The organism is Agrobacterium burrii (assembly GCF_017313405.1).
Classification (GTDB): domain Bacteria; phylum Pseudomonadota; class Alphaproteobacteria; order Rhizobiales; family Rhizobiaceae; genus Agrobacterium; species Agrobacterium burrii.
The window spans coordinates 583270-602131 of record NZ_JAFLNA010000002.1 but is presented as its reverse complement, the minus strand read 5'-3'; the positions used below and the strand labels follow the sequence as shown (position 1 = coordinate 602131).

The following is an 18862-nucleotide window of genomic DNA, read 5'->3' as shown; positions in this document are numbered from 1 at the left end:
GTTTCCTCCCGTTAGATGATTATGCGTTGGCAGATGCGCGCGGCGCCCAGCCCTTGATCCATTCGCCTTCGGCCGCGTCGGACAGACGCACCGGCTTTCCTTCCCGAACCGACCGGTAGATGGCCGTCACGAGTTCGATGGACTGCAAGCCGTCATGGACCGTCACTTCCTTGCCGCCGCGTCCTTCCATCGCGTCGGCAATGGCTTCGACAAAACCGGCAAAGCCGTTTTCGCCATCAGCCACCGTTGCCAGAACGGCGTCGATCTGGTCCTGCGTCGTCGGCGCGCGGGCGATGAAACGCCAGGTGTCTTCCGCCGGACGATACGGCAAGGTACCGCTTTCCGCAGTGAAGCCTTCGAAGCAGAAGCGCAGACGCGACGTGTCTTCGGCCGCACCGAGCGTGACCGAGCTGGTGGCCAGCGCACCGCTTTTCATGCGGAAGCTGAGTGCTGCGCAATCTTCGGTTTCGATGGTGTTAACCCGCGTATCGGCCATCGCGAAAACTTCATCGACCGGGCCGAGAACGTGGCAGAGAAGATCATGCGCATGGATGGCATGGCCAAGGATCGCTCCGCCGCATTCACCCTTCCAGGTGCCGCGCCAGGGAATGTCATAATAGCTGGCGCCACGGTTCCAATGAACTTCCGAGCTTGCGACAAAGGCCTTGCCGGCAAGACCGGCATCGATCAGCGCGCGCATCTGGCGCATTGCCTGCCCGAAACGGTACTGGAAGACCGGAAACACACCGCGACCGGTCTTCTTGACGGAATCGATCAACGCATTGGCCTCCTCGAGAGAGCGGACCAGCGGCTTTTCGCAGACAACATCCTTGCCCGCCGCATGCGCCTTCAGCGTCACCGGAAAATGCAGGTGCGGCGGCAGGCAGACGTCGATGAGCTGGATGCTCTCATCGGCCAGAACCTCATCGAGGTCGGTGGTCAGACGAATGGAGGTATCATCGCCGGCGACAGAACGGGCGCGCTCCAGATCGAGATCGCAGATTGCCTTGACGACGAAGCGCTTGGGCAGCGCCCGATAACCGCTCAGATGCTGGGCGCCGATGCCGGCGCCGATAATGGCAACACCGATCATTTCGAGGCTCCCTCAGCCTTGGCCTGTGCCTGAAGCGAGAGGTCGCAGACCTTGAAGACGTGTTCCTGCGTCATTGCCGTTTCCGTGCGGTTGCGGATATCGTCGCAGATGCGGGCGAAATAGGGCAGACCGGCACCGGAAGCATCAATATACTCGCAGCGGTCGCCGTTGACGAGAACGAGGCGGTCAGTACCTTCGGTGTTGCCGACATCCACATATTTACGCAGTTCGATGTAACCTTCCGTGCCGAGGATGGTCAGGCGACCGTCACCCCAGGTCGGCAGCGCATCCGGCGTGTACCAGTCGACGCGAATGTAACCGTGGCCCTTGTCACCGCGCAGCACAACTTCGCCGAAATCCTGCAGGCCCGGATCGCCCGGATTGGCGTAATTGGCAACGGTCGCGGACACGATCTCAACCTCGGTCGAGCCGGTGAAGAACATGAACTGGTCGATCTGGTGGCTGGCAATATCGGTGAGAATGCCGCCGTAAGCCTCGCGCTCGAAGAACCACGTCGGACGGATCTGGCGGTTCAGACGATGCGGGCCAAGGCCGACGGTCTGGATGACGCGGCCGATCGCGCCCTGTGCAACGAGTTCGGCAGCCTTGGTCACGCTCGGCACTTCGAAGCGCTCGGAGAAATCAACGGTCCAGATACGCTTGGTTTTTGCGACTGTCTGACGGAGGCGATCAAGCTGCTCGAATGTGGTGCAGCCCGGCTTGTCCGACATGACATCCTTGCCGGCTTCCATGGCGGCAATCGCGAGATCAGCACGCTTGGACGGAATGTCGGCGATGACGACGAGATCGATGCTGCCATCTGCCAGCAGTGCCTCTTTCGATGCTGCGCGCGGCACATCCGGGAAGCGCTTGACGAAGCCTTCCACGACATCCGGCTCGCCTTCTGTCCACCAGCCGCCAAATTCTGCGCCGGCGTCCAGCAGATTCTGGGCCATGCCGAAAATATGCCGATGCTCTATACCGAGAGCGACGAACTTGATTGCTTTAGTCATCCTGCAGTTCCACTTCCTTGCCGGTGTCGGCCGAGTTGATGATCGCGTCGATCAATCTGTGAGACAAAAGAGCCGCTTCGCCGGTGACGACCGGCGGGCGTCCTGAAGAGATGGCGTCTACGAAATCTTCGAAGACGCCCTGATGCCATTCATGCGTGAAAGCCATGGGGTCGGCGCCGCCACCCGTGCCGGAGGCCGCACCACCAAAGGTCTCCTGCCGGCCATCGCGCCAGTCGACATGCAACAGACCCGAGGCGATCCGCAGGCTGGAATTTTCGAAATGCAGGAGGATCGATTCCGCAGCGCCGGGAAAACTCGCGGTGCTTGCGACGAGCGAGCCGACGGCGCCATTCCTAAAGCGCAGACCAGCAGAAACGTAATCTTCGGTTTCCATGCGATGGAACCGCGTCGTCGCAGCCATGGCCTGAACACGGGCGACCGGCCCCGTCAGGCTCAACGCCAGATCGATCGTATGGATTGCCTGGGAGATCAGAACGCCGCCGCCATCGCGCGCCAGCGTGCCACGGCCCGGTTCGTCATAATAGGATTGCGCGCGCCACCACGGCACGGAAATTTCGCAAAGACCCAGCGCCCCAAGCGCCCCACCATCAACAAGCTCACGGGCTTTTTGCGACGCAGCCCGCATGCGGTGCTGGAAGATGATGCCGAGTGTAACACCTGCCTCGCGACACAGGGCGACGAGACCGTCGGCCTCCTGCGTATTCCGAGCGACGGGCTTCTCCATCAGGATGTGCTTGCCCGCCTTCGCCAGTTTTCCGACGATATCGATGCGGGCATTGGGCGGCGTTGCGATGATGGCGAAATCGACATCCGCATCGCGCGCTGCTTCCTCGACCGAGGAATAAACGGCGACATCATATCCGGTGTGCTTCGACGCTTCGGCGGCCAGCGCCTTGGCGCGGCCGGAGCCACCATCGACTATGCCTTTCAGGTGAATTTTTTCAGGGCTTGCTGCACAGGCAAGCACATGCGTCTTCGCCACCATTCCGGCACCAACAATGACGCAGGTCTTGATATTTTGCATTTCGGGAGCCTCCTTCCCACGCCCCAACCATTTGCATACCGGTATGCCGGTTGTCAACACACTTGTGTTCCGGTATACCGGTTATGAAAACACTGGAGGGTATATGCCGAAAATTCCCGTAACAGGCGTGCCGACAATGGAACGGCTGGACCTTAACCGCCCGGTCGTAGACCAGATATATTCCGCTCTGAAATCGGCTATCCTTTCCCGTGAGCTTTATCCCGGCCAGGCGGTTTCGGAAAACGAGATCGGGCAATCCTTCAGTTCCAGCCGGACGCCGGTGCGCGAGGCGCTCAGCCGCCTGCGGGATGATGGCCTGATCGTCACCCTGCCAAGCCGCGGGACCTATGTTTCGCGGTTATCGGACAAAAACATTCGCAGCGCGCAGTTCATTCGCGAAGCGCTTGAGGTTGCAGCGGTTTGCCGACTTTGCCAAATCGGCCTGACGGCGGAAGCCGAACAGGAGATCGAACATGCCCTGAATGGCCAGCGGGCAGCCATGCGCCATGGAGACAGAAAAGCTTTCCGCATCCATGACGACCAGTTCCACAGCGCGCTTGCCGCCGCAACGGGGCTGGAAAGGCTGGAATCACTACTGATCCGCGAAAAAGCTGGACTGGATCGCCTGCGCGCACTCGCTATCACCGACGAGGCGCATATGGCAGGCCTGCTTTCCGAACATGAGGCGGTGTATGACGCGATCAGGGCGGGAGACGAAGCCCGCGCGACGGATAATTTGCGCAAGCATCTGAGACGAGTCCTCGGCATTCTCTCGCAGGTTTTCGAGAACCATCAGGACTATTTCGAATAATTCTGCGGCATCTCTTTCAACGGTTCGAGCATCATGAATACAGCAAACCCCGGACAGGCGCTTGCCATCTCGCAGGCGAAACTTCTGTGCGACACGATGAGCACACTGGCGGAATCCCCTGTCTGGGACGAGCGGCGACAGGTGCTTTTCTGGTGCGATATTCTCGGCAAGACGGTGCGGTCGGCAGCGCTTGAGCCCGGCATCTATCGCGAATGGTCGTTTCCCCATACGGTCTCAAGCCTCGGGCTTTGCCAAAACGGCGACCTTATCATAGCCTGCGGCATGGATATCATCATCCTCGATCCCGACAGCGGCAAAACGCGTATCCTCCATTCCATTCCCGCACCCGAAGGCATCCCCTGCCGGCTGAACGACGGGCGGATTGGCCCCGACGGCGCGTTCTGGGTGGGAACCATGCACAATGTGCCGCTTTCGGAGATGGAGCCACGTGGCGAACTCTGGCGGATCACTGAAACGAACGCCGAGCGTATGCAGGCGGGGTTGACATGCCCGAACGGCCTCGCCTTTTCCTCGGACGGTTCCATCATGTGGCAGAGCGATTCCATCCAGAAATGGATACGCCGGCGAACATTCGACCGCGCCAACGGCAGGTTCGATGAGGGCGTGCTGGTAGCCGAGATGACGCAAGAAACGGGAAGACCAGATGGCGGCTGTCTCGATAGTAGAGGCAACTATTACAGCGCGGGCGTTTCTGCCGGCCTGCTCAACGTTTTCACGCCCGATGGCAAGCTGGCGGATGTGATCACAGCCCCTGTGCCGCATCCCACCATGCCCTGCTTCGGGGGATCTGATTTCAGCATTCTTTTCCTGACATCCCACCGCCACAACATGTCCGAGGACCGACTGAACGAAGCGCCGTTCTCGGGCGGCGTCTGGGCAATCCCGACGCAGACGAAAGGCTTCCCCGGCTTCCGTTTTGGCGACATCGATTAAAGCCTGGAGGCCCGGCTCGTGGTTCTATTCCTCCCGGAAGGCGCGGCTGATCTGATCCGTCAGCGGCTTGGCGATGTAGGATAGCGCGGTTCTTTCGCTGGTCTGGATAAAAGCCTCTGCCGGCATGCCCGGCAGCAGCGGCGCATTGTTCAGCTTTTCCCGCTCTGTGACCGGCACGGAAATCCGCGCCAGATAATAGGAAAGGCCGGTGCGCTGATCGGTGGTGATATCCGCTGCGATGCGACTGATATGGCCTTCCAGCTCAGGCGTGACGCGCTGGTTGAAGGCGGTCATGCGCAGCATGGCCTTTTGCCCCACCTGCAACTGGTCGATATCTTTCGGCACGATCTGCACCTCCAGCGCCAGCTCGTCTCCGTCGGGCACGATCAGCATGATGGGGTCTGCCGGCGTTACCACCCCGCCGACGGTATGCACGGCCATTTCATGCACCATGCCGGATTGCGGCGCGATGATATCGATGCGTTTCAACTCATCTTCGGCGGCGACCTTGCGCTCGACAAATTCGCCCATCTGGGCCTGTATCTCGCGCAGCTCCCGCCCGACTTCGGTGCGCAATTCCTGATCGATCTGCAGGATTTGCAGCTTCGTTTCGGTAATCCGGCCCGCCGTCTGCGCCTGATAGGCGATTTTTTCGCCGCGCTCGCCGCCAAATGTCGCGGCCTGCGTCTGCAGGCTGTTCAGCCGCTGCACGGACACGACGCCCTGTTCCCGCAGGGATTTTTGCGAGGTGATTTCAGCCTGTAAAACCGCAAGACCGTTATCATAGGCGACTTCTTGCGCCTTCAGGCCTTCGATTTCATGCTCGAACTGGGTGATCCGTTCGGAAAGCTGCGCTTTTCGACCCTCGCGATAGGACTTGCGGAACTCGAACAGCTTGGTTTCGCTGCGCATGGAGGAAGCGACATCAGGATCGTCCCTGCGTGCCACCAGAGCCTGCGGGAAGACGAGTTCCGGCATATCGTCCCGCTCGGCTTCCAGCCTCGCCATGCGCGCATTCAGCTCATCCAGTCGTTTGGTGACGATGGCGAGATTGGCGCGGGTCTGGGTCGCATCGAGACGCATGACGACATCGCCAGCCTTCACCCTGTCGCCCTCATTCACCAGAATTTCTCCGACGACGCCGCCGCTCGGGTGCTGCACTTTCTTGCTGTAAGAATCCACCACGAGATGACCGGCGGCGACCACAGCACCGGCAAGATTGGTCGTCGCAGCCCAGCCGCCGACACCGGCCAGCAGCGCGACGCTCGCAGCAAGGCCGGCGAGCAGATGTGTGCGGATGGAGCGCGACACATGGGTGCGCTGATCAATGTTTGACATCCGCATCGCCTTCTTGGTTGTTCTCTTCCCGGGCATTTTCCAACGCAACTGGCTGAGATTGGGTATTGGCCACGACACGCAACGGCGAGACCGTCTGGGCGGATGCGGTGTATCCCTTGGGAGCCTGCCCTTGGGGAATGCGCAGTACCTTGGAGAGCACCTCATCGCGCGGGCCGAAAGCCTTCATCCGCCCCTCTTCCATCATCAGAATAAAATCGACGACGCCGATGGCGCTCGGTCGGTGGGCGACAACGACGGCGATGCCCTTGCGCGCCTTGACCGACGCAATCGCCTTGACCACGGCAGCTTCGCCTTCCGCGTCGAGATTGGCGTTCGGCTCGTCCAGCACCACGATGAAGGGATCGCCGTAAAGCGCGCGGGCAAGGCCGATACGCTGGCGCTGACCGGCCGAAAGGGCAGAGCCCTCCTCACCGATATCGCTGTCATAGCCCTTTTCGAAACGCAGGATCAGCTCATGCGCTCCGGCAGCTTTTGCCGCGGCAATGATGACTTCGGGATCGGGATTATCCTCGAAACGGGAGATATTTTCACCGATCGTGCCGTCGAACAGTTCCACACCCTGCGGCAGATAACCGATGTGGCGGCCGAGTGCGGCGCGATCCCATTGGTCGAAGCTCGCTCCATCCAGCCGCACCTTGCCGGCCGCCGGCATCCAGGCGCCGGTGAGAATACGCGACAGGGTGGATTTGCCGGAGCCGGAGGGGCCGATTACCCCAAGCGCGTTTCCGGCGGTGACGACAAAGCCAAGTCCCGTAACGGTCGGCTTTCTCTCGCCCGGCGGAACAACGGTGGCATTCTCGACCCGCAGTTCTTTTTCAGGTTTCGGAAGGGCCATGGCCGTGGCACTGGCCGGCATCTGCGCGAAGAGTTCCCTCAGCCGCGCCCAGCTCTGCCGGGCGGCCACGAAGGACTTCCAGTTGGAAATGGCAAGATCGACGGGCGCCAATGCCCGGCCCATCATGATCGAACTGGCGATCATCACGCCGCCCGACGCCTCCTGGTTGATGACGAGCCACGCGCCAACCGCAAGAATGGCCGATTGCAGCACGACCCGCAGGGATTTCGCGATATTTCCAAGACCGCCGGCCACATCGCCCGCCTTGCGGTTTGCGGCAAGATAGGCATCGTTCGAGACTTGCCAGCGTTTGCCGAGCCGGCCGGAAAGCCCCATGGCCTGCACGACCTCGGCATTGCGGCGCGAGGCCTCCAGCTGCCGATTGCGGGCCATGTTTTCCACCATCGTGTCGCGGATCGGTTTCTGCGAAAAGATGTTGGTCAGGATCGTCAGCGATATAAGCAAAATAGCGCCGGCAAGAGCCGTTACGCCGATCCAGAAATGAAACAGAAAACATATGCCAAGATAAAGCGGCATCCACGGCAGATCGAAAAAGGCTGTTGGCCCTGTGCCGGAGAGGAAACCGCGCACATTGTCGAGATCGCGCAGCGGCTGCAACCCGTCGCCCGGCATGCGGTTGACGAGCGGCAGGCGCACGACGGCATCATGCACCCTGCCGGAATGGCGCATGTCAAAATCTTCACCGATGCGGATCAGAACGCGGGCGCGGATGATATCGAGCAGGCACTGGAAACCGTAAAGGCCAAGCGCCAGAAGCGCCAGCCCGACCAGTGTCGGCAGGCTGCCGCTGGCCAGCACCCGGTCATAGACCTGCAGCATGAAGAGCGGCGAGGTGAGCGCCAGTATATTGACCACGCCGCTGACGAGCGCGACACCGAGAAATGTGCTTTTAAGGGGCGAAACAACCGCCGCAGTGAGGGACTGCGGCGGTGTCTGCTGGTGGTTTTGAAAGCCCACAGCCTGTTTTTCCTTTACGCGGCAAGCGCCGATGCGCTGGCGAAAATGAAGTCCGATGCGTCGAGTACGCTGGAATCTACACCAACGAGTGTGATAGTGTCGCCACCAAAGAGATTTTCAATGACAGCGTGTCCATTTGCATTGTTGCTGATGATGACGTCGTCAATGCTGCCAGCACCCCAGGCGGAGACGTCCAGTTTGTCCGCACCATCCTGATAACCGTAGGTTCCAGTGGGACCTGCCTGCACCACATCATTGCCGCCAGAGAATACGAAAGTATCCGCGCCCGCAAAACCGGTCAGGGTGTTGGAGGATGCTGTGTCCTCAATCACTGTGCCGGTGGCCGCGAAATAATCATAGAAACCGGCCAGCGAGCCGAAGCGGGCGAGCTGGTAAACGGCGAGATCGAGCAGATCGCGCGCGCCGGCAAGCGAGTAGGCGCTATCGGGATCGATCAGCAGTTCCTGCTGGCTGACGGCGATGCCGCTGGTGGACTGGCTGTAGCCGGTGCCGAGAACGATGCTGTCGACCGAACCCGTCAGGTTGCCCTGGGAGTACTGCAGAGCGCCGCTCATGACGATGCCCTTGCCGCCGTTGCTGCCGTCGCCCCATGCCTCATAGGTGGTGTTCGGGTCGATGGTGGTGGTGGCGAGAGAGCTGGTCTGAGCGTCGTAGAACGCACCATAGGTCGAACCGAAACCGCTCGTCCAACCGTTGAGATAGCCGATCAGGTCGGAGGAAGACTGCGTCAGTTGAATTGTGGTAGCCATAGGTGTACTCCTTTACTGGCCAATATAGATACCTTCGTCCTGTGACGAAGGCGTTTCATCTCCGGGACGGGCTGCAACCCAGCCCGGAGAATTGCTTTCGCGCCTCAGAACTTCACGTTCATCGTCGCGATAAAGGTACGGCCAGGCGCGGTGTAGGCGCTTGTTGCCGGAATATATTTGCGGTCCGTCAGGTTGTTGACGGCGAAACGAAGCGTCGCCTTGTCATTGAAAGCGTAGGACCCATAGATATCTACCGTCGTGTAGGGATCGGTCAGCTCACGCAGATTGCCCTCCGTATCGAGCGTGCGCGACTGTGTCGGTGTGACGTGGTTCAACCGTGCGCCGAGAGAGAATTTTTCTTCAAAGAAACGCATACCGCCATCGAGCGTGAGCTTAACTTTTGGGGCCACATCGCCGGGCCAGGCAACGATCTCGCCGCTCGTTGTTGTGGTGCCGTTGGAAAAAACCTGTGTTTTGTCGGGCCAGTCTGTTTTCAGCAACGTTGCAGAACCGCCGAGCCAGAAGCTTCGCGCATCATAATTGCCCTCAAATTCAAGCCCGCGCATATAGGTCGTGCCGTCGAGATTGACGAAGCTGGTATAGGTGCGGTCCGCAACCTGATCGGTGACGAGATAACCGAGCGCGATGTAATCTTTCACCTCGCGGCGAAAGGCGGCCATTTTGATGCGCACGGAATCATGGTCCAGCAACACACCATCCAAACTGATATTCGCGCCAATTTCATAGGTCGTTGCCTTTTCCGCCCGCAAGGATTGATTGGGGGCATATTCATAACCCACCGAATCCCCCGGTCGCGCACCGGCGAAGAAGGCTTCGAGAATAGTGGGCGGACGGAAACTCTGTGAATAGCTGAGATAAGGCCGGAACCAGTCGGTCGGCTTGAATTCTACCGTCGCCGAAGGCAGCCAAGCGCTATCTGTGCGGTCTATTTCGACATCGTAAGAGGGGTACTCGGTATCATAGGTCGTACCAAAATAGGTGGTGCCGGCATCGTGCCACCGACCATTGATGATTTCGCCTCTGGTATTGGGCCAGACATTGTTCAAAGTGTTACAGAAATTTGCCTGCTGGGTCGGCGTGAAGACGCGACCGGCATATGCACCTGTGGTGCAGCTCGTATAAATTCGGTCATAGGTCGTCTGTACATATTGCGAAGCGTAGGCGAGATAATTGTCCCCCGTCCCCACTATACGGTTTACCCCCTTTTCAATCACGGTCTGGTTATAATAGGTGGTCGTTCCTTTCAGGCGCGACCAGTCATACCGAACACCCCCGCGTATCGTGACCCAATCGGCAGGCTGGAGTTCTCCGTTGAAGAACAGGCTGGCCACGTCGCGTCGTCCAGCGGGGCTGAACGCCGTATAGCTGCTCTCCCATGTCGGATTGAGCGCGATTTTGGAACTGGTGGCAACTGATGTCGCTATATCCCGGAAGGCTTCAGCCCCGTAAGTAAGGCTCAGCGCGCCAACTTTCGTATCGAAACGACTGGTATTCTCCACGCTGCCGCCGAAACTGCGCAGGCCCATATCAAGGTTCGTTTCAACTGCATATCCGGGACGCGCCGACCGCAGCTCATGCGTCATGTTATCGTTCAGCCACAGCGACGACTTGAAGTCGATGAGCTCACTTTCGGGGTCCCAGTCCAGCTTGGCCACGATGCTGTCGTTTCGCACGCTTTCCCGGTCAACCTGCTCGGCCGCGCCCTGCACGAAATCATTCTGCTGATGCATCCACGACAATGAAGTCTGCACGTCCCCAAAATCGCCTTCTCCCTTGAAGAAGGTCGACCAGCCATCCCGGCCGAGCAGGTCTTTCATTGTCAGTGCGGTGCTTCGGGCCTCGCCTTTTGTCCCGATCTTGTATTCGTCCATGATCGTGCGGCTGTAACCTGCGACGAAAGAAAGCGGGCCATCCGGCTCTCGAACGGCGGCCAGAACCGAGCCCTGAAAGTCGTAGCCATTGGTGCCGCGGGAAATATTGACCTCACCACCCTTGTTTGCACCTTCGGGGATCAGATCGGCGGCGCGGATGGTGCGGAACTCGACCTTGCCACCCAGAGAACCGGCATTGCCGGAGGTGGCGTTGGTCATTTTCTCGACCTCGACCGCGCGGATAAAGGCCGTGTCCACATAGGCCTGGCCATTATTGGCGGAATAAATCGAGGCGCCGCCGGTGCTGAAACCACGCTGTGCATTCTGCCGCGCACCATCGATGGAGACGACCACGCGGCCGCTTTCCTGCAAACCGCGCACATTGGGCGAAACTGTCGGGAAACTGCCATTGCCTTCCCCGGCATAAACACCGGAAACCCGGTTGAAAACATCGCGGGTGTTGCGCACGCCGGCCGATTGGATCGCCTCACGGCTGACAACGCTGATACTGGCAGGGGTTTCATAAACCCAGTCCGGCGTTCCCTGATAACCGGTGCCGGCAATGGAATTGCGCCCTGTTTTACCAGTGACGGTGATTGCTTCCAGAACAGTCGTGCCTTCGGCCCCAGAAAGATCGGCGGCCGCCTGCCCCGTGCCGATGACGACCGTTCTGCCGTTTCCAGCAATGCGGAAATTGACGCCCGTGCCGGCCAGAAGACGCGAGAGTGCCTCCCGCACCGTGAAACTGCCGGCGACGGCATTGGTGCGCACATTGCCGGCAGATGGCGTGGCAAGCGTGACCTGAAGACCGGATTGCCGCCCGAAAGCGCCGACGACGGACGATAGCGACTGGGCGGGAATATTGAATGGCCGCGTTGCGCCCTGCTCACCACCGGCGCGCTGGCTGTTTGCGGCATTCGGTCCGGTCTGTGCAAAAACCACCGTCGAGACTGAAACGACAAGCGCCGTTGTCGCCAGCAGCACGGCCCTGCGCGTCTGCCCTCCCGCTTTTTTCCCGTGGCCCGTCATACGTATCTGGAGGCGCATACTAGTTTTGTCTTCCTGTCTTTCACTCCGGACATATCTTGACCGGATTACTCAACAAAAAGACGATTGCCTCGGCAATTTTTTTCAGGCTTTCGGAAGAAATTTTATAAATTACTGAAAATAAACATGATTTTTGTTTCAGAAGATTTCAGAAGCGAGTGATGATGCGGGCGCTGTCGCCAATCGCGTGAACTTTGCCCCTATAGGGCTCCACCAATGCTTCCAGCGCGCGGTCCGGGTCGCGTAGATCATAAAAACCCGTCACCCGCTGCCCGGCAAGCGTCTTGTCGGCCATTGTCAGCCATGCCGGATGGTAACGCTGGATCTGCTCCACCACAGAACCGATCGTCGCATCCACCACGTAAAGCTCGCCGTTGCGCCAACCGCCAATATCCTCGACGGAAACATTTTCTTTCCGGATCGCACCGGAGGCGTCGACAATCAGCATCTCGCCCGGCACGAGCCGCGTTGGCGGTGCGTTGCGGAAGGAGGCTTCCACGGAACCATGGGCAAGCGCGACTTGCGTTACGCCATCCGTCAGGTCGACGTCGAAAGCCGTGCCCAGCACCTGAACGGTGACGTTTTTCGCCTCCACGATGAAGGGGCGTGTGGTGTCCGGCGCGACATCGAAGAAAGCTTCGCCCTTCAGCACCTTCACAGTGCGGCGACCATTGGTGAAATCCGTGGAAAGCGCGCTCGCCGCCGCAAGCTGTACCCTGCTGCCATCATCGAGAATTATCGTGCGGCTTTCAGCGGTGCTGGTCTGATAATCAGCCTTGATACGGACGAGAGACGCCGGGACGAACAGCACGGCAAGACAGAGAGCCGCCGCCGCCATCGCCGCACCGGCATAATGCCGCCCGGACCAACGTCGCCTCGATACCGGTTTCGCAGCCTTTTCCGGCAGATGCGGCGCATCTTCCCAGAGGTTCTTGAATTCCGGCTCTACCAGACCGAGGTTACGCCACGTCTTGCAGGTCCGCTCCCAGGCAAGACGGTTTGCCGGAGACAAAGTCAGCCATCGGTCGAATTCAGCCTTCAGCCGCGGTTCCACTGCGCCTGCCTGGAGGCGGAGCAGCCATTCAGCCGCTTCTTCCGCCTTCCCGTTCGATAGTTCTATTTTATTATCTGGATCAATGGTCATTGAACCCGGCCAGTTCCTGTGGGCAGGCGGAGGAGCCGCCTCGTCTTCCGCGTTGTTATAAAGACGTTTGAGAGAGAGATTTTTTTCACGGGATGCGGCAAGCGGGGCAATTTTACTTCATTTCTTTGGTAATCGCGGCAATGCTGCCTTTGATCAGACGGTGAGCACTGGCCACGGACACACCGAGGTGACGCGCGATCTCCTCCATATTGTAACCACCGAATCTGTGCATTTCCAATGCCACGCGTGCCTGAACCGGCAGGGAGGCCAAAATAGTCTGCATCTGCCGGACTTCATCGCAGAACAGCGCATGTTCCTCCGGCGTACCGTGATCCTGAGGCACACCCCAGAACGGGGTGTCATCCGGCCGTTCCCGCAGGTCCTGCCGGCTGCGTCGGCGATTATCAAGGGCAAGGTTGCGAACGATGCGAAAGAGATAGGATTTAAGGTTGGAGGGGTTGCCTGAGGCTTCCGGAACGAATTTCAGGAAGGCCTCCTGAACAACGTCTTCCGCGTCCGCCCGGGACCCCAAAATGAGGGTGGCGTATTTGATCAGGTCGACCCTATGCGCGACGTAAGCGTTATAACGCTTGTCATCTTCCCGTATGCCCATGTCTCAACCGAGAGAAATTTCAAGGATCAACGAAACTGCAAGCTGCTGATTGGCAGCGCAGATTTCCGGTAAAAATCTCTAGCATCCAAACCGTCAGCCGAACAGATATTTCATGACTATTGTCATCAAGAATTTGTGCGGCCCCCGGTAGATGCGGCCTGTTTCTGCAGCCGTTAGATAGCTCCGTCGACGATAACCATCGGCCGACCCTGGGAACAGGGCTCGATGCGGGCATCGATGCGATAGATATCGCGCAGCATATCCGAGGTTATCACCGCTTCGGTACTGCCGCTCACCACCATCTCACCACGCGCGATCACCATCGTATTTTCGCAATAACGCAGCGCATGGTTGAGGTCGTGCAGGGCGATCAACACGATCATGCCGGTTTTCTGGGCAAGCTCGGTCACGAAGCCCAGAACTTCGATCTGCCGGTGAAGATCGAGCGCCGATGTCGGCTCGTCCATCAGCAAGACTTCCGGCTTGCGCGCCAGCGCCTGCGCCAGCGACACCAGCTGCCGCTGGCCGCCGGACAATTCGCCGAGGCCGCGGAAGGCAAGATCGTGGATTTTCAGCGCCTTGAGAATGGCATCGATCTCAAACAGCTCATCATCCTGAACCCGCCAGCTATGGCCGCCCTGCTTGGCGGAAAGAAGCACGGATTCGTAGACCGTCAGCACGGCATTGGCACCGGTATCCTGCGGCATGTAGCAGATGGCGCGGTTGCCGCGCGCCGTATCGGAGAGTTCCACCAGACCGGGACCGGAGATCAGGCTGGCAATGCGCTTGAACAGCGTGGATTTGCCTGCGGCATTGGGTCCGATCACCGCCGTCACGCTGCCGCTTTCCAGCGTATCGATGCCGACCTTGGACAGAACAGTGGTGCGGCCATAGGCGGCACCGACATCCTTCAGTGCGAGCGCTACCATGCACGCCTCCTGTTACCGAAAATAAGCACGAAAAAGAACGGTACGCCGACCAGCGCCGTGATGACCCCGATCGGCAGAATGGCGCCGGGGATGAGGACCTTGCTGATGACCGAGGTCGTCGACAGAAGCAGCGCGCCGCAGATGACCGAGCCGGGCAGGAAGAAGCGCTGATCTTCACCGACCAGCATGCGGGCGATATGCGGACCGACAAGCCCGACAAAACCGATGGTGCCGACAAAAGAAACCGGAATGGCCGCCAGCAGGCTGACTGTCAGCATGGTTTGCAACCGCAGCCGGCGGACATTGATGCCCATGCTGGCCGCCTTGTCATCGCCGAGCCGCAGCGCCGTCAGCGCCCAGGCGTTGCGCATGAACATCGGCACGGTGATGATGAGAATGGCGGCGGTCACATAGACCTTTTCCCATGTTGCCTTCGTCAGGCTGCCCATGGTCCAGAAAACGACGGCGGCGAGCGCCTGTTCGGAGGCCAGATATTCCAGCAGCGACAGGGCCGCATTGAAGGTGAAGACCAGCGCGATGCCGAGAAGCACGATGGTTTCGACCGTCACACCGCGCAGCGTCGAGGCGAAATGGATGAAGAGCGCCGCCACCATGGCCATGATGAAGGCATTGATCGGCACCATGTAATGCACGGCAGCCGGAAAGATCGCCACGCCGCCGACAAGTGCCAGCGCCGCGCCAAAACTTGCGGCGGCCGAAATGCCGAGCGTGAAGGGGCTGGCGAGCGGGTTGGACAGAATGGTCTGCATCTGCGCACCGGCAACCGACAGCGATGCACCGACGGTGACGGCCATCAGCGCAATCGGCATACGGATATCCCAGATCACCACCCGCAGCTGGTTTGCAGCAGCGGCCGGATCGGCAATGGTCGCCAGAACCTGGGAGATGGTATAGCGCGCCGGACCGAGCGCCATATCGGCGGCCATGCTGAAACACAGGGCAATGAAAAGCCCGACAAGAATAATGATCCTGCGCGCGGCAAGGGCGCGATATTGATCGCGCCCACTGACGCCAACGGCGCTTTCATTCAGCGAACTCATTGGTTCAAACCTTTTTCGAGCGAGGCGAAATAGCCTGGCTTGTAGGTAACGGGGAGGAACTTCCGGTAAAATTCCTCAGCATTTTTTTCCGGATCGAGATCGGCGAAGAGGTCCGGATGGAACCACCTGGCAAATTGCTGGATCGGCAAAAACTCGTAAGGCGCGCCATAAAACTGGTGCCAGACGGCATGGACATTGCCTTGGCTGACCGCTTTCAGTTCCGGAAACGGCGTACGCGTCATCAGATTGGCCAGCCGCTCGCGCGAAAGCGCCGTGTCTGCGCCAAGTCCAAGGGGAACGAACTGGTTGATGTCGGATTCCGCCGCCCAGTTCGAGCCGGTGACGATGACATGGTCAGGATCGGCGACGACCAGTTGCTCGGGATTGAGATCGCCGAAGGTCGTCTTGATGATGCCGTCGGCAATATTGTGACCACCGGCCAGATCGACCATCGCGCCGAAATTTGCAGGCCCAAAGGTGCGGCAGCAGTTGTTCTCGCCGGAAATGCCGGGCGAACGCTCGATAAAGACATTCGGGCGCTTCAGGTCCTTGACGCTGGCGAGCCGGTCGGTCACGCGGGCGATTTCAGCACGGCGATAGGCGATGAATTCCTTGGCGCGCTCTTCCGCACCGAACAGTTTTCCGAGGATTTCGATCGAGGCTTCGCTATTCCTGTCGGGATCGATGCGGAAATCGAGATAGACAATCTTGATGCCGGCAGCAGCAGCCTTCTCTTCGAAACCACTTTCCTTGGCGGTTTTTTCTGTTTCCAGATTGAGGGTGATGACATCAGGGGAAAGGGTGATCGCCGTTTCCAGGCTGAAGTCGCCCTGCGGCAGATAACCGAAGCGCGGCAGTTTTTCGATCTGCGGAAAACGCCCGACATAGGCCGTGTAGCTGTCAGGGTCTTTCTTGAGCAGATCGTCACGCCAGCCGACGATGTTTTCGAATGTCTTGTCGCCCTTCAGCGCCGCAATGACGTGGATCTGGCGGGCTTCGCCAACGATGACACGCTTGGCCGGCAGGTCCAGCTCGACCTTGCGGCCGGTAACATCGGTGATCTCGCCTGCATGGGCTGTCATGGCGAGAAGAGAGAAGGCCAGCACCGCAAGATGCCTCAGAGCATTGAGCCGCATGAGAAGTCCTCATTGAGTTCCAAAACAAAATGATGAAGCCGCATGGCTGCGGCTTCATCCATCGAACGGACGGCGCTCCTCTTCACCGTCCCTGTCTTATTTCGCATCCTTCAGCGACACGAAGTAGCCGGGCTTGTAGTCAAGCGGCAGGAAGCGGGCATGCAATTCCTTGAAGGTCGCCTCGGGATCGAGATCCTTAAAGAGATCAGGATGCAGCCACTTGGCGATTTCCTGAATGGCCACGAACTGGTACGGGTTGTTGTAGAACTGGTGCCAGATGGCGTGGACATTGCCGTCCTTCACAGCCTGCACGCCGGTGAAAGCCGGGCGCTTGGTGAGGTTTTCCAGCTTACGATGCGCTTCCTTGACATCAGCACCATAACCAACGCCGACCCAGTTGCCGCCGGGAACATAACCGTTCCAGTTGCCGCCGGTGATGATGATCTGCTCCGGGTTGGAGGCGATGATCTGTTCCGGATTGACGGTGCCGAAGGTGCCGGGAATGATGTCTTTCGCCATGTTGATGCCGCCGGCAAGTTCGACCATCTTGCCGAAATTCTCGTTGCCGAAGGACATGCAGCAATCGTCGGAGTAACCACCGGCGCGCTCTACGAAGACGACCGGCTTCCTCGGATTGGCCTTTTCGAGCGTATCGGTGACCTTGGCGATGGAGTCGGCGCGGAGCTTGATGAAGTCCTCGGCGATCTTTTCCTTGCCCGTCAGCTTGCCCATCAGGCGCATGCTCGGCTCGGTATTTTCCATCGGCTTTTCGCGGAAGTCGACATAAACAAGGGGAATGCCAACCTTGGCAAGCTTTTCGATGTAGCCGGCCTCTTCGGTCGCCGTCTTGGCGTCGATATTCATCAGGATCACGTCCGGCTTCAGCGCAACGGCCTGCTCGACGTCGAAAGTGCCGTCCTTCATGCCGCCGAAGGTCGGCAGCTTGGCAATCTCAGGATATTTGGCAAGATAGGCGTCATAGGTTTCCGGATCGGCCTTCGCCAGGTCATCGCGCCAGCCGACGACGTGCTGGAAAGGGTTCTCCTTGTCGAGCGCCGCCAGGAAATAAATCTGCCGGCCTTCGCCGAGAATGACGTGCGAAACGGGAACATTGACTTCGACATCCCGGCCGGTCACATCCTTGACGGTGACCTTTTCGGCCAATGCCGGCCAGGCGGCGGATACGAGAAGGCCAAGGGCAAGTGCCGTGGATTTGGCTGAGATGCGCATCGGATATTGCTCTCCAGTGTTGACTGGCGCGGCTGTATTATTTTCTGACTATACTAGTCAAGATTTATGTTTTAGAGCCATTCTTAACTAACCGGCACATGAGTTGAACCCGATGATCGACACAATCCAGTATGGCAAGAACGACAGCCTGCGAGATGAAATCAAAGCCTATTGGTCCGGCCGCGCCGCGACCTTCGATCTTTCCCCCGGACACGAGATTTTTTCCGAAGATGAGCGTAAAGCCTGGCATGCGCTGCTTTTGAAGCATCTGGGACAGGGAGAGGGCCGCAAGGCGCTCGATCTCGCCAGCGGAACCGGCGTCATCTCGCATCTGATGGACGATCTCGGTTTTCAGGTCACCGGCATGGACTGGTCGGAAACCATGCTGGCGCTTGCCCGCGAAAAAGCCAAAACCCGCGGGCGCAACATTCGCTTTTTTGTCGGCGATGCCGAAAATACCATGGAGCCGGATGAAAGCGCCGATGTCATCATCACGCGTCATCTCGTCTGGACACTGGTGGACCCACAGGCAAGCTTCGCCGAATGGTTCCGCGTGCTAAAACCGGGCGGGCGGCTGCTGATTGTCGACGGCGATTTCGTCAATACCGGCTGGCGCGAAAAACTCGTCAAGAAACTGGCCGCAGGTCTGGAAGGCATCGGCCTCTTGAAACCGGACCAGCCGCACAAGCCAGCGGATCCGGGCAATGCTTTCAACAGCATTCTTTCACGGGTCTATTTTTCCAGCGGCGCGCGGGCCGGTGATGTCGCGGCGCTGTTGCGCGCTACGGGTTTCGAACCCGTTGCGGTCGATCAGGATCTTCAGGCCATCCATCGCGCCCAGTCGAAAAACTTCAGCCTGCTGAAGGGCATTCTGCGTGGCCTGCAGCACCGTTATGCGGTCTGCGCCGTGAAGCCGGATATGTCCGCGAAAGACTGAGGACGGCCAGAGCCG

16 protein-coding genes are annotated in these 18862 nt (G+C 59.2%); 3 read left to right on the top strand and 13 right to left on the bottom strand.

From position 1 onward, the window contains the following. Positions 1-19: 19 nt before the first annotated feature. The 3 genes from JZX89_RS06295 to JZX89_RS06285 are packed head-to-tail and all read right to left on the bottom strand — an operon-like array spanning position 20 to position 3151. A complete protein-coding gene (locus JZX89_RS06295) occupies positions 20-1093 on the bottom strand; it encodes a Gfo/Idh/MocA family protein (protein ID WP_153514720.1) in 1074 nt (357 codons plus the stop codon). Next, complete coding sequence (locus tag JZX89_RS06290) at positions 1090-2106, bottom strand: Gfo/Idh/MocA family protein (RefSeq protein ID WP_207133441.1); 1017 nt, start codon at positions 2104-2106, stop codon at positions 1090-1092. Before JZX89_RS06290 ends, JZX89_RS06295 begins: the two co-directional genes overlap by 4 nt. Beyond that, positions 2099-3151, bottom strand: a complete 1053-nt coding sequence (locus tag JZX89_RS06285; protein WP_207133440.1) for a Gfo/Idh/MocA family protein — start codon at positions 3149-3151, stop codon at positions 2099-2101. Before JZX89_RS06285 ends, JZX89_RS06290 begins: the two co-directional genes overlap by 8 nt. A gap of 103 nt (positions 3152-3254) precedes the next feature. Between JZX89_RS06285 and JZX89_RS06280 the strand changes: the two genes are divergently transcribed. Together JZX89_RS06280 and JZX89_RS06275 are read left to right on the top strand one after the other, a co-directional pair. Beyond that, positions 3255-3962, top strand: a complete 708-nt coding sequence (locus JZX89_RS06280) for a GntR family transcriptional regulator (RefSeq protein WP_174373667.1) — start codon at positions 3255-3257, stop codon at positions 3960-3962. 33 nt (positions 3963-3995) lie between these two features. After that, positions 3996-4916, top strand: a complete 921-nt coding sequence (locus JZX89_RS06275; protein WP_207133439.1) for an SMP-30/gluconolactonase/LRE family protein — start codon at positions 3996-3998, stop codon at positions 4914-4916. A 24-nt stretch (positions 4917-4940) separates the two neighbouring features. Here the strand turns inward: JZX89_RS06275 and JZX89_RS06270 are convergent, their stop codons facing one another. The 10 genes from JZX89_RS06270 to JZX89_RS06225 form a co-directional block, all read right to left on the bottom strand. Further along, positions 4941-6254, bottom strand: a complete 1314-nt coding sequence (locus JZX89_RS06270) for an HlyD family type I secretion periplasmic adaptor subunit (protein ID WP_207133438.1) — start codon at positions 6252-6254, stop codon at positions 4941-4943. Further along, positions 6241-8088, bottom strand: a complete 1848-nt coding sequence (locus tag JZX89_RS06265; RefSeq protein ID WP_207133437.1) for a type I secretion system permease/ATPase — start codon at positions 8086-8088, stop codon at positions 6241-6243. Before JZX89_RS06265 ends, JZX89_RS06270 begins: the two co-directional genes overlap by 14 nt. A 14-nt stretch (positions 8089-8102) precedes the next feature. Beyond that, positions 8103-8858 (bottom strand): calcium-binding protein, encoded by a 756-nt coding sequence (locus tag JZX89_RS06260; protein ID WP_153514709.1) that lies wholly within the window; start codon positions 8856-8858, stop codon positions 8103-8105. Between the two features lie 104 nt (positions 8859-8962). Further along, complete coding sequence (locus JZX89_RS06255) at positions 8963-11797, bottom strand: TonB-dependent receptor (protein WP_207133436.1); 2835 nt, start codon at positions 11795-11797, stop codon at positions 8963-8965. Positions 11798-11945: 148 nt separating this feature from the next. Further along, positions 11946-12941: a FecR family protein gene (locus tag JZX89_RS06250; protein WP_207133435.1), complete on the bottom strand. Its 996-nt coding sequence runs from the start codon at positions 12939-12941 to the stop codon at positions 11946-11948. 112 nt (positions 12942-13053) lie between these two features. Beyond that, the gene (locus tag JZX89_RS06245) at positions 13054-13554 is read right to left on the bottom strand and encodes an RNA polymerase sigma factor (protein WP_046801413.1); all 501 of its coding nucleotides are present in this window, start codon (positions 13552-13554) and stop codon (positions 13054-13056) included. Between the two features lie 173 nt (positions 13555-13727). Beyond that, positions 13728-14483: an ABC transporter ATP-binding protein gene (locus tag JZX89_RS06240; RefSeq protein WP_052818952.1), complete on the bottom strand. Its 756-nt coding sequence runs from the start codon at positions 14481-14483 to the stop codon at positions 13728-13730. After that, complete coding sequence (locus JZX89_RS06235) at positions 14477-15544, bottom strand: FecCD family ABC transporter permease (RefSeq protein ID WP_149899261.1); 1068 nt, start codon at positions 15542-15544, stop codon at positions 14477-14479. Before JZX89_RS06235 ends, JZX89_RS06240 begins: the two co-directional genes overlap by 7 nt. Next, the gene (locus tag JZX89_RS06230; RefSeq protein ID WP_207133434.1) at positions 15541-16680 is read right to left on the bottom strand and encodes an ABC transporter substrate-binding protein; all 1140 of its coding nucleotides are present in this window, start codon (positions 16678-16680) and stop codon (positions 15541-15543) included. The genes JZX89_RS06235 and JZX89_RS06230 overlap by 4 nt, the downstream gene beginning before the upstream one ends. A 96-nt stretch (positions 16681-16776) precedes the next feature. Further along, on the bottom strand, positions 16777-17910 hold the full coding sequence (locus JZX89_RS06225; protein ID WP_207133433.1) for an ABC transporter substrate-binding protein: 1134 nt from the start codon (positions 17908-17910) through the stop codon (positions 16777-16779). 112 nt (positions 17911-18022) lie between these two features. Between JZX89_RS06225 and JZX89_RS06220 the strand changes: the two genes are divergently transcribed. Continuing rightward, positions 18023-18847, top strand: a complete 825-nt coding sequence (locus JZX89_RS06220) for a class I SAM-dependent methyltransferase (protein WP_207133432.1) — start codon at positions 18023-18025, stop codon at positions 18845-18847. Positions 18848-18862 lie beyond the last annotated feature (15 nt).

Excerpts from the sequence above, each read along its gene's own strand:
- JZX89_RS06295 (WP_153514720.1), bottom strand. The coding sequence starts at position 1,093 with ATGATCGGTGTTGCCATTATCGGCGCCGGCATCGGCGCCCAGCATCTG.
- JZX89_RS06290 (WP_207133441.1), bottom strand. The coding sequence starts at position 2,106 with ATGACTAAAGCAATCAAGTTCGTCGCTCTCGGTATAGAGCATCGGCAT.
- JZX89_RS06285 (WP_207133440.1), bottom strand. The coding sequence starts at position 3,151 with ATGCAAAATATCAAGACCTGCGTCATTGTTGGTGCCGGAATGGTGGCG.
- JZX89_RS06280 (WP_174373667.1), top strand. The coding sequence starts at position 3,255 with ATGCCGAAAATTCCCGTAACAGGCGTGCCGACAATGGAACGGCTGGAC.
- JZX89_RS06275 (WP_207133439.1), top strand. The coding sequence starts at position 3,996 with ATGAATACAGCAAACCCCGGACAGGCGCTTGCCATCTCGCAGGCGAAA.
- JZX89_RS06270 (WP_207133438.1), bottom strand. The coding sequence starts at position 6,254 with ATGTCAAACATTGATCAGCGCACCCATGTGTCGCGCTCCATCCGCACA.
- JZX89_RS06260 (WP_153514709.1), bottom strand. The coding sequence starts at position 8,858 with ATGGCTACCACAATTCAACTGACGCAGTCTTCCTCCGACCTGATCGGC.
- JZX89_RS06255 (WP_207133436.1), bottom strand. The coding sequence starts at position 11,797 with ATGCGCCTCCAGATACGTATGACGGGCCACGGGAAAAAAGCGGGAGGG.
- JZX89_RS06250 (WP_207133435.1), bottom strand. The coding sequence starts at position 12,941 with ATGACCATTGATCCAGATAATAAAATAGAACTATCGAACGGGAAGGCG.
- JZX89_RS06245 (WP_046801413.1), bottom strand. The coding sequence starts at position 13,554 with ATGGGCATACGGGAAGATGACAAGCGTTATAACGCTTACGTCGCGCAT.
- JZX89_RS06240 (WP_052818952.1), bottom strand. The coding sequence starts at position 14,483 with ATGGTAGCGCTCGCACTGAAGGATGTCGGTGCCGCCTATGGCCGCACC.
- JZX89_RS06235 (WP_149899261.1), bottom strand. The coding sequence starts at position 15,544 with ATGAGTTCGCTGAATGAAAGCGCCGTTGGCGTCAGTGGGCGCGATCAA.
- JZX89_RS06230 (WP_207133434.1), bottom strand. The coding sequence starts at position 16,680 with ATGCGGCTCAATGCTCTGAGGCATCTTGCGGTGCTGGCCTTCTCTCTT.
- JZX89_RS06225 (WP_207133433.1), bottom strand. The coding sequence starts at position 17,910 with ATGCGCATCTCAGCCAAATCCACGGCACTTGCCCTTGGCCTTCTCGTA.
- JZX89_RS06220 (WP_207133432.1), top strand. The coding sequence starts at position 18,023 with ATGATCGACACAATCCAGTATGGCAAGAACGACAGCCTGCGAGATGAA.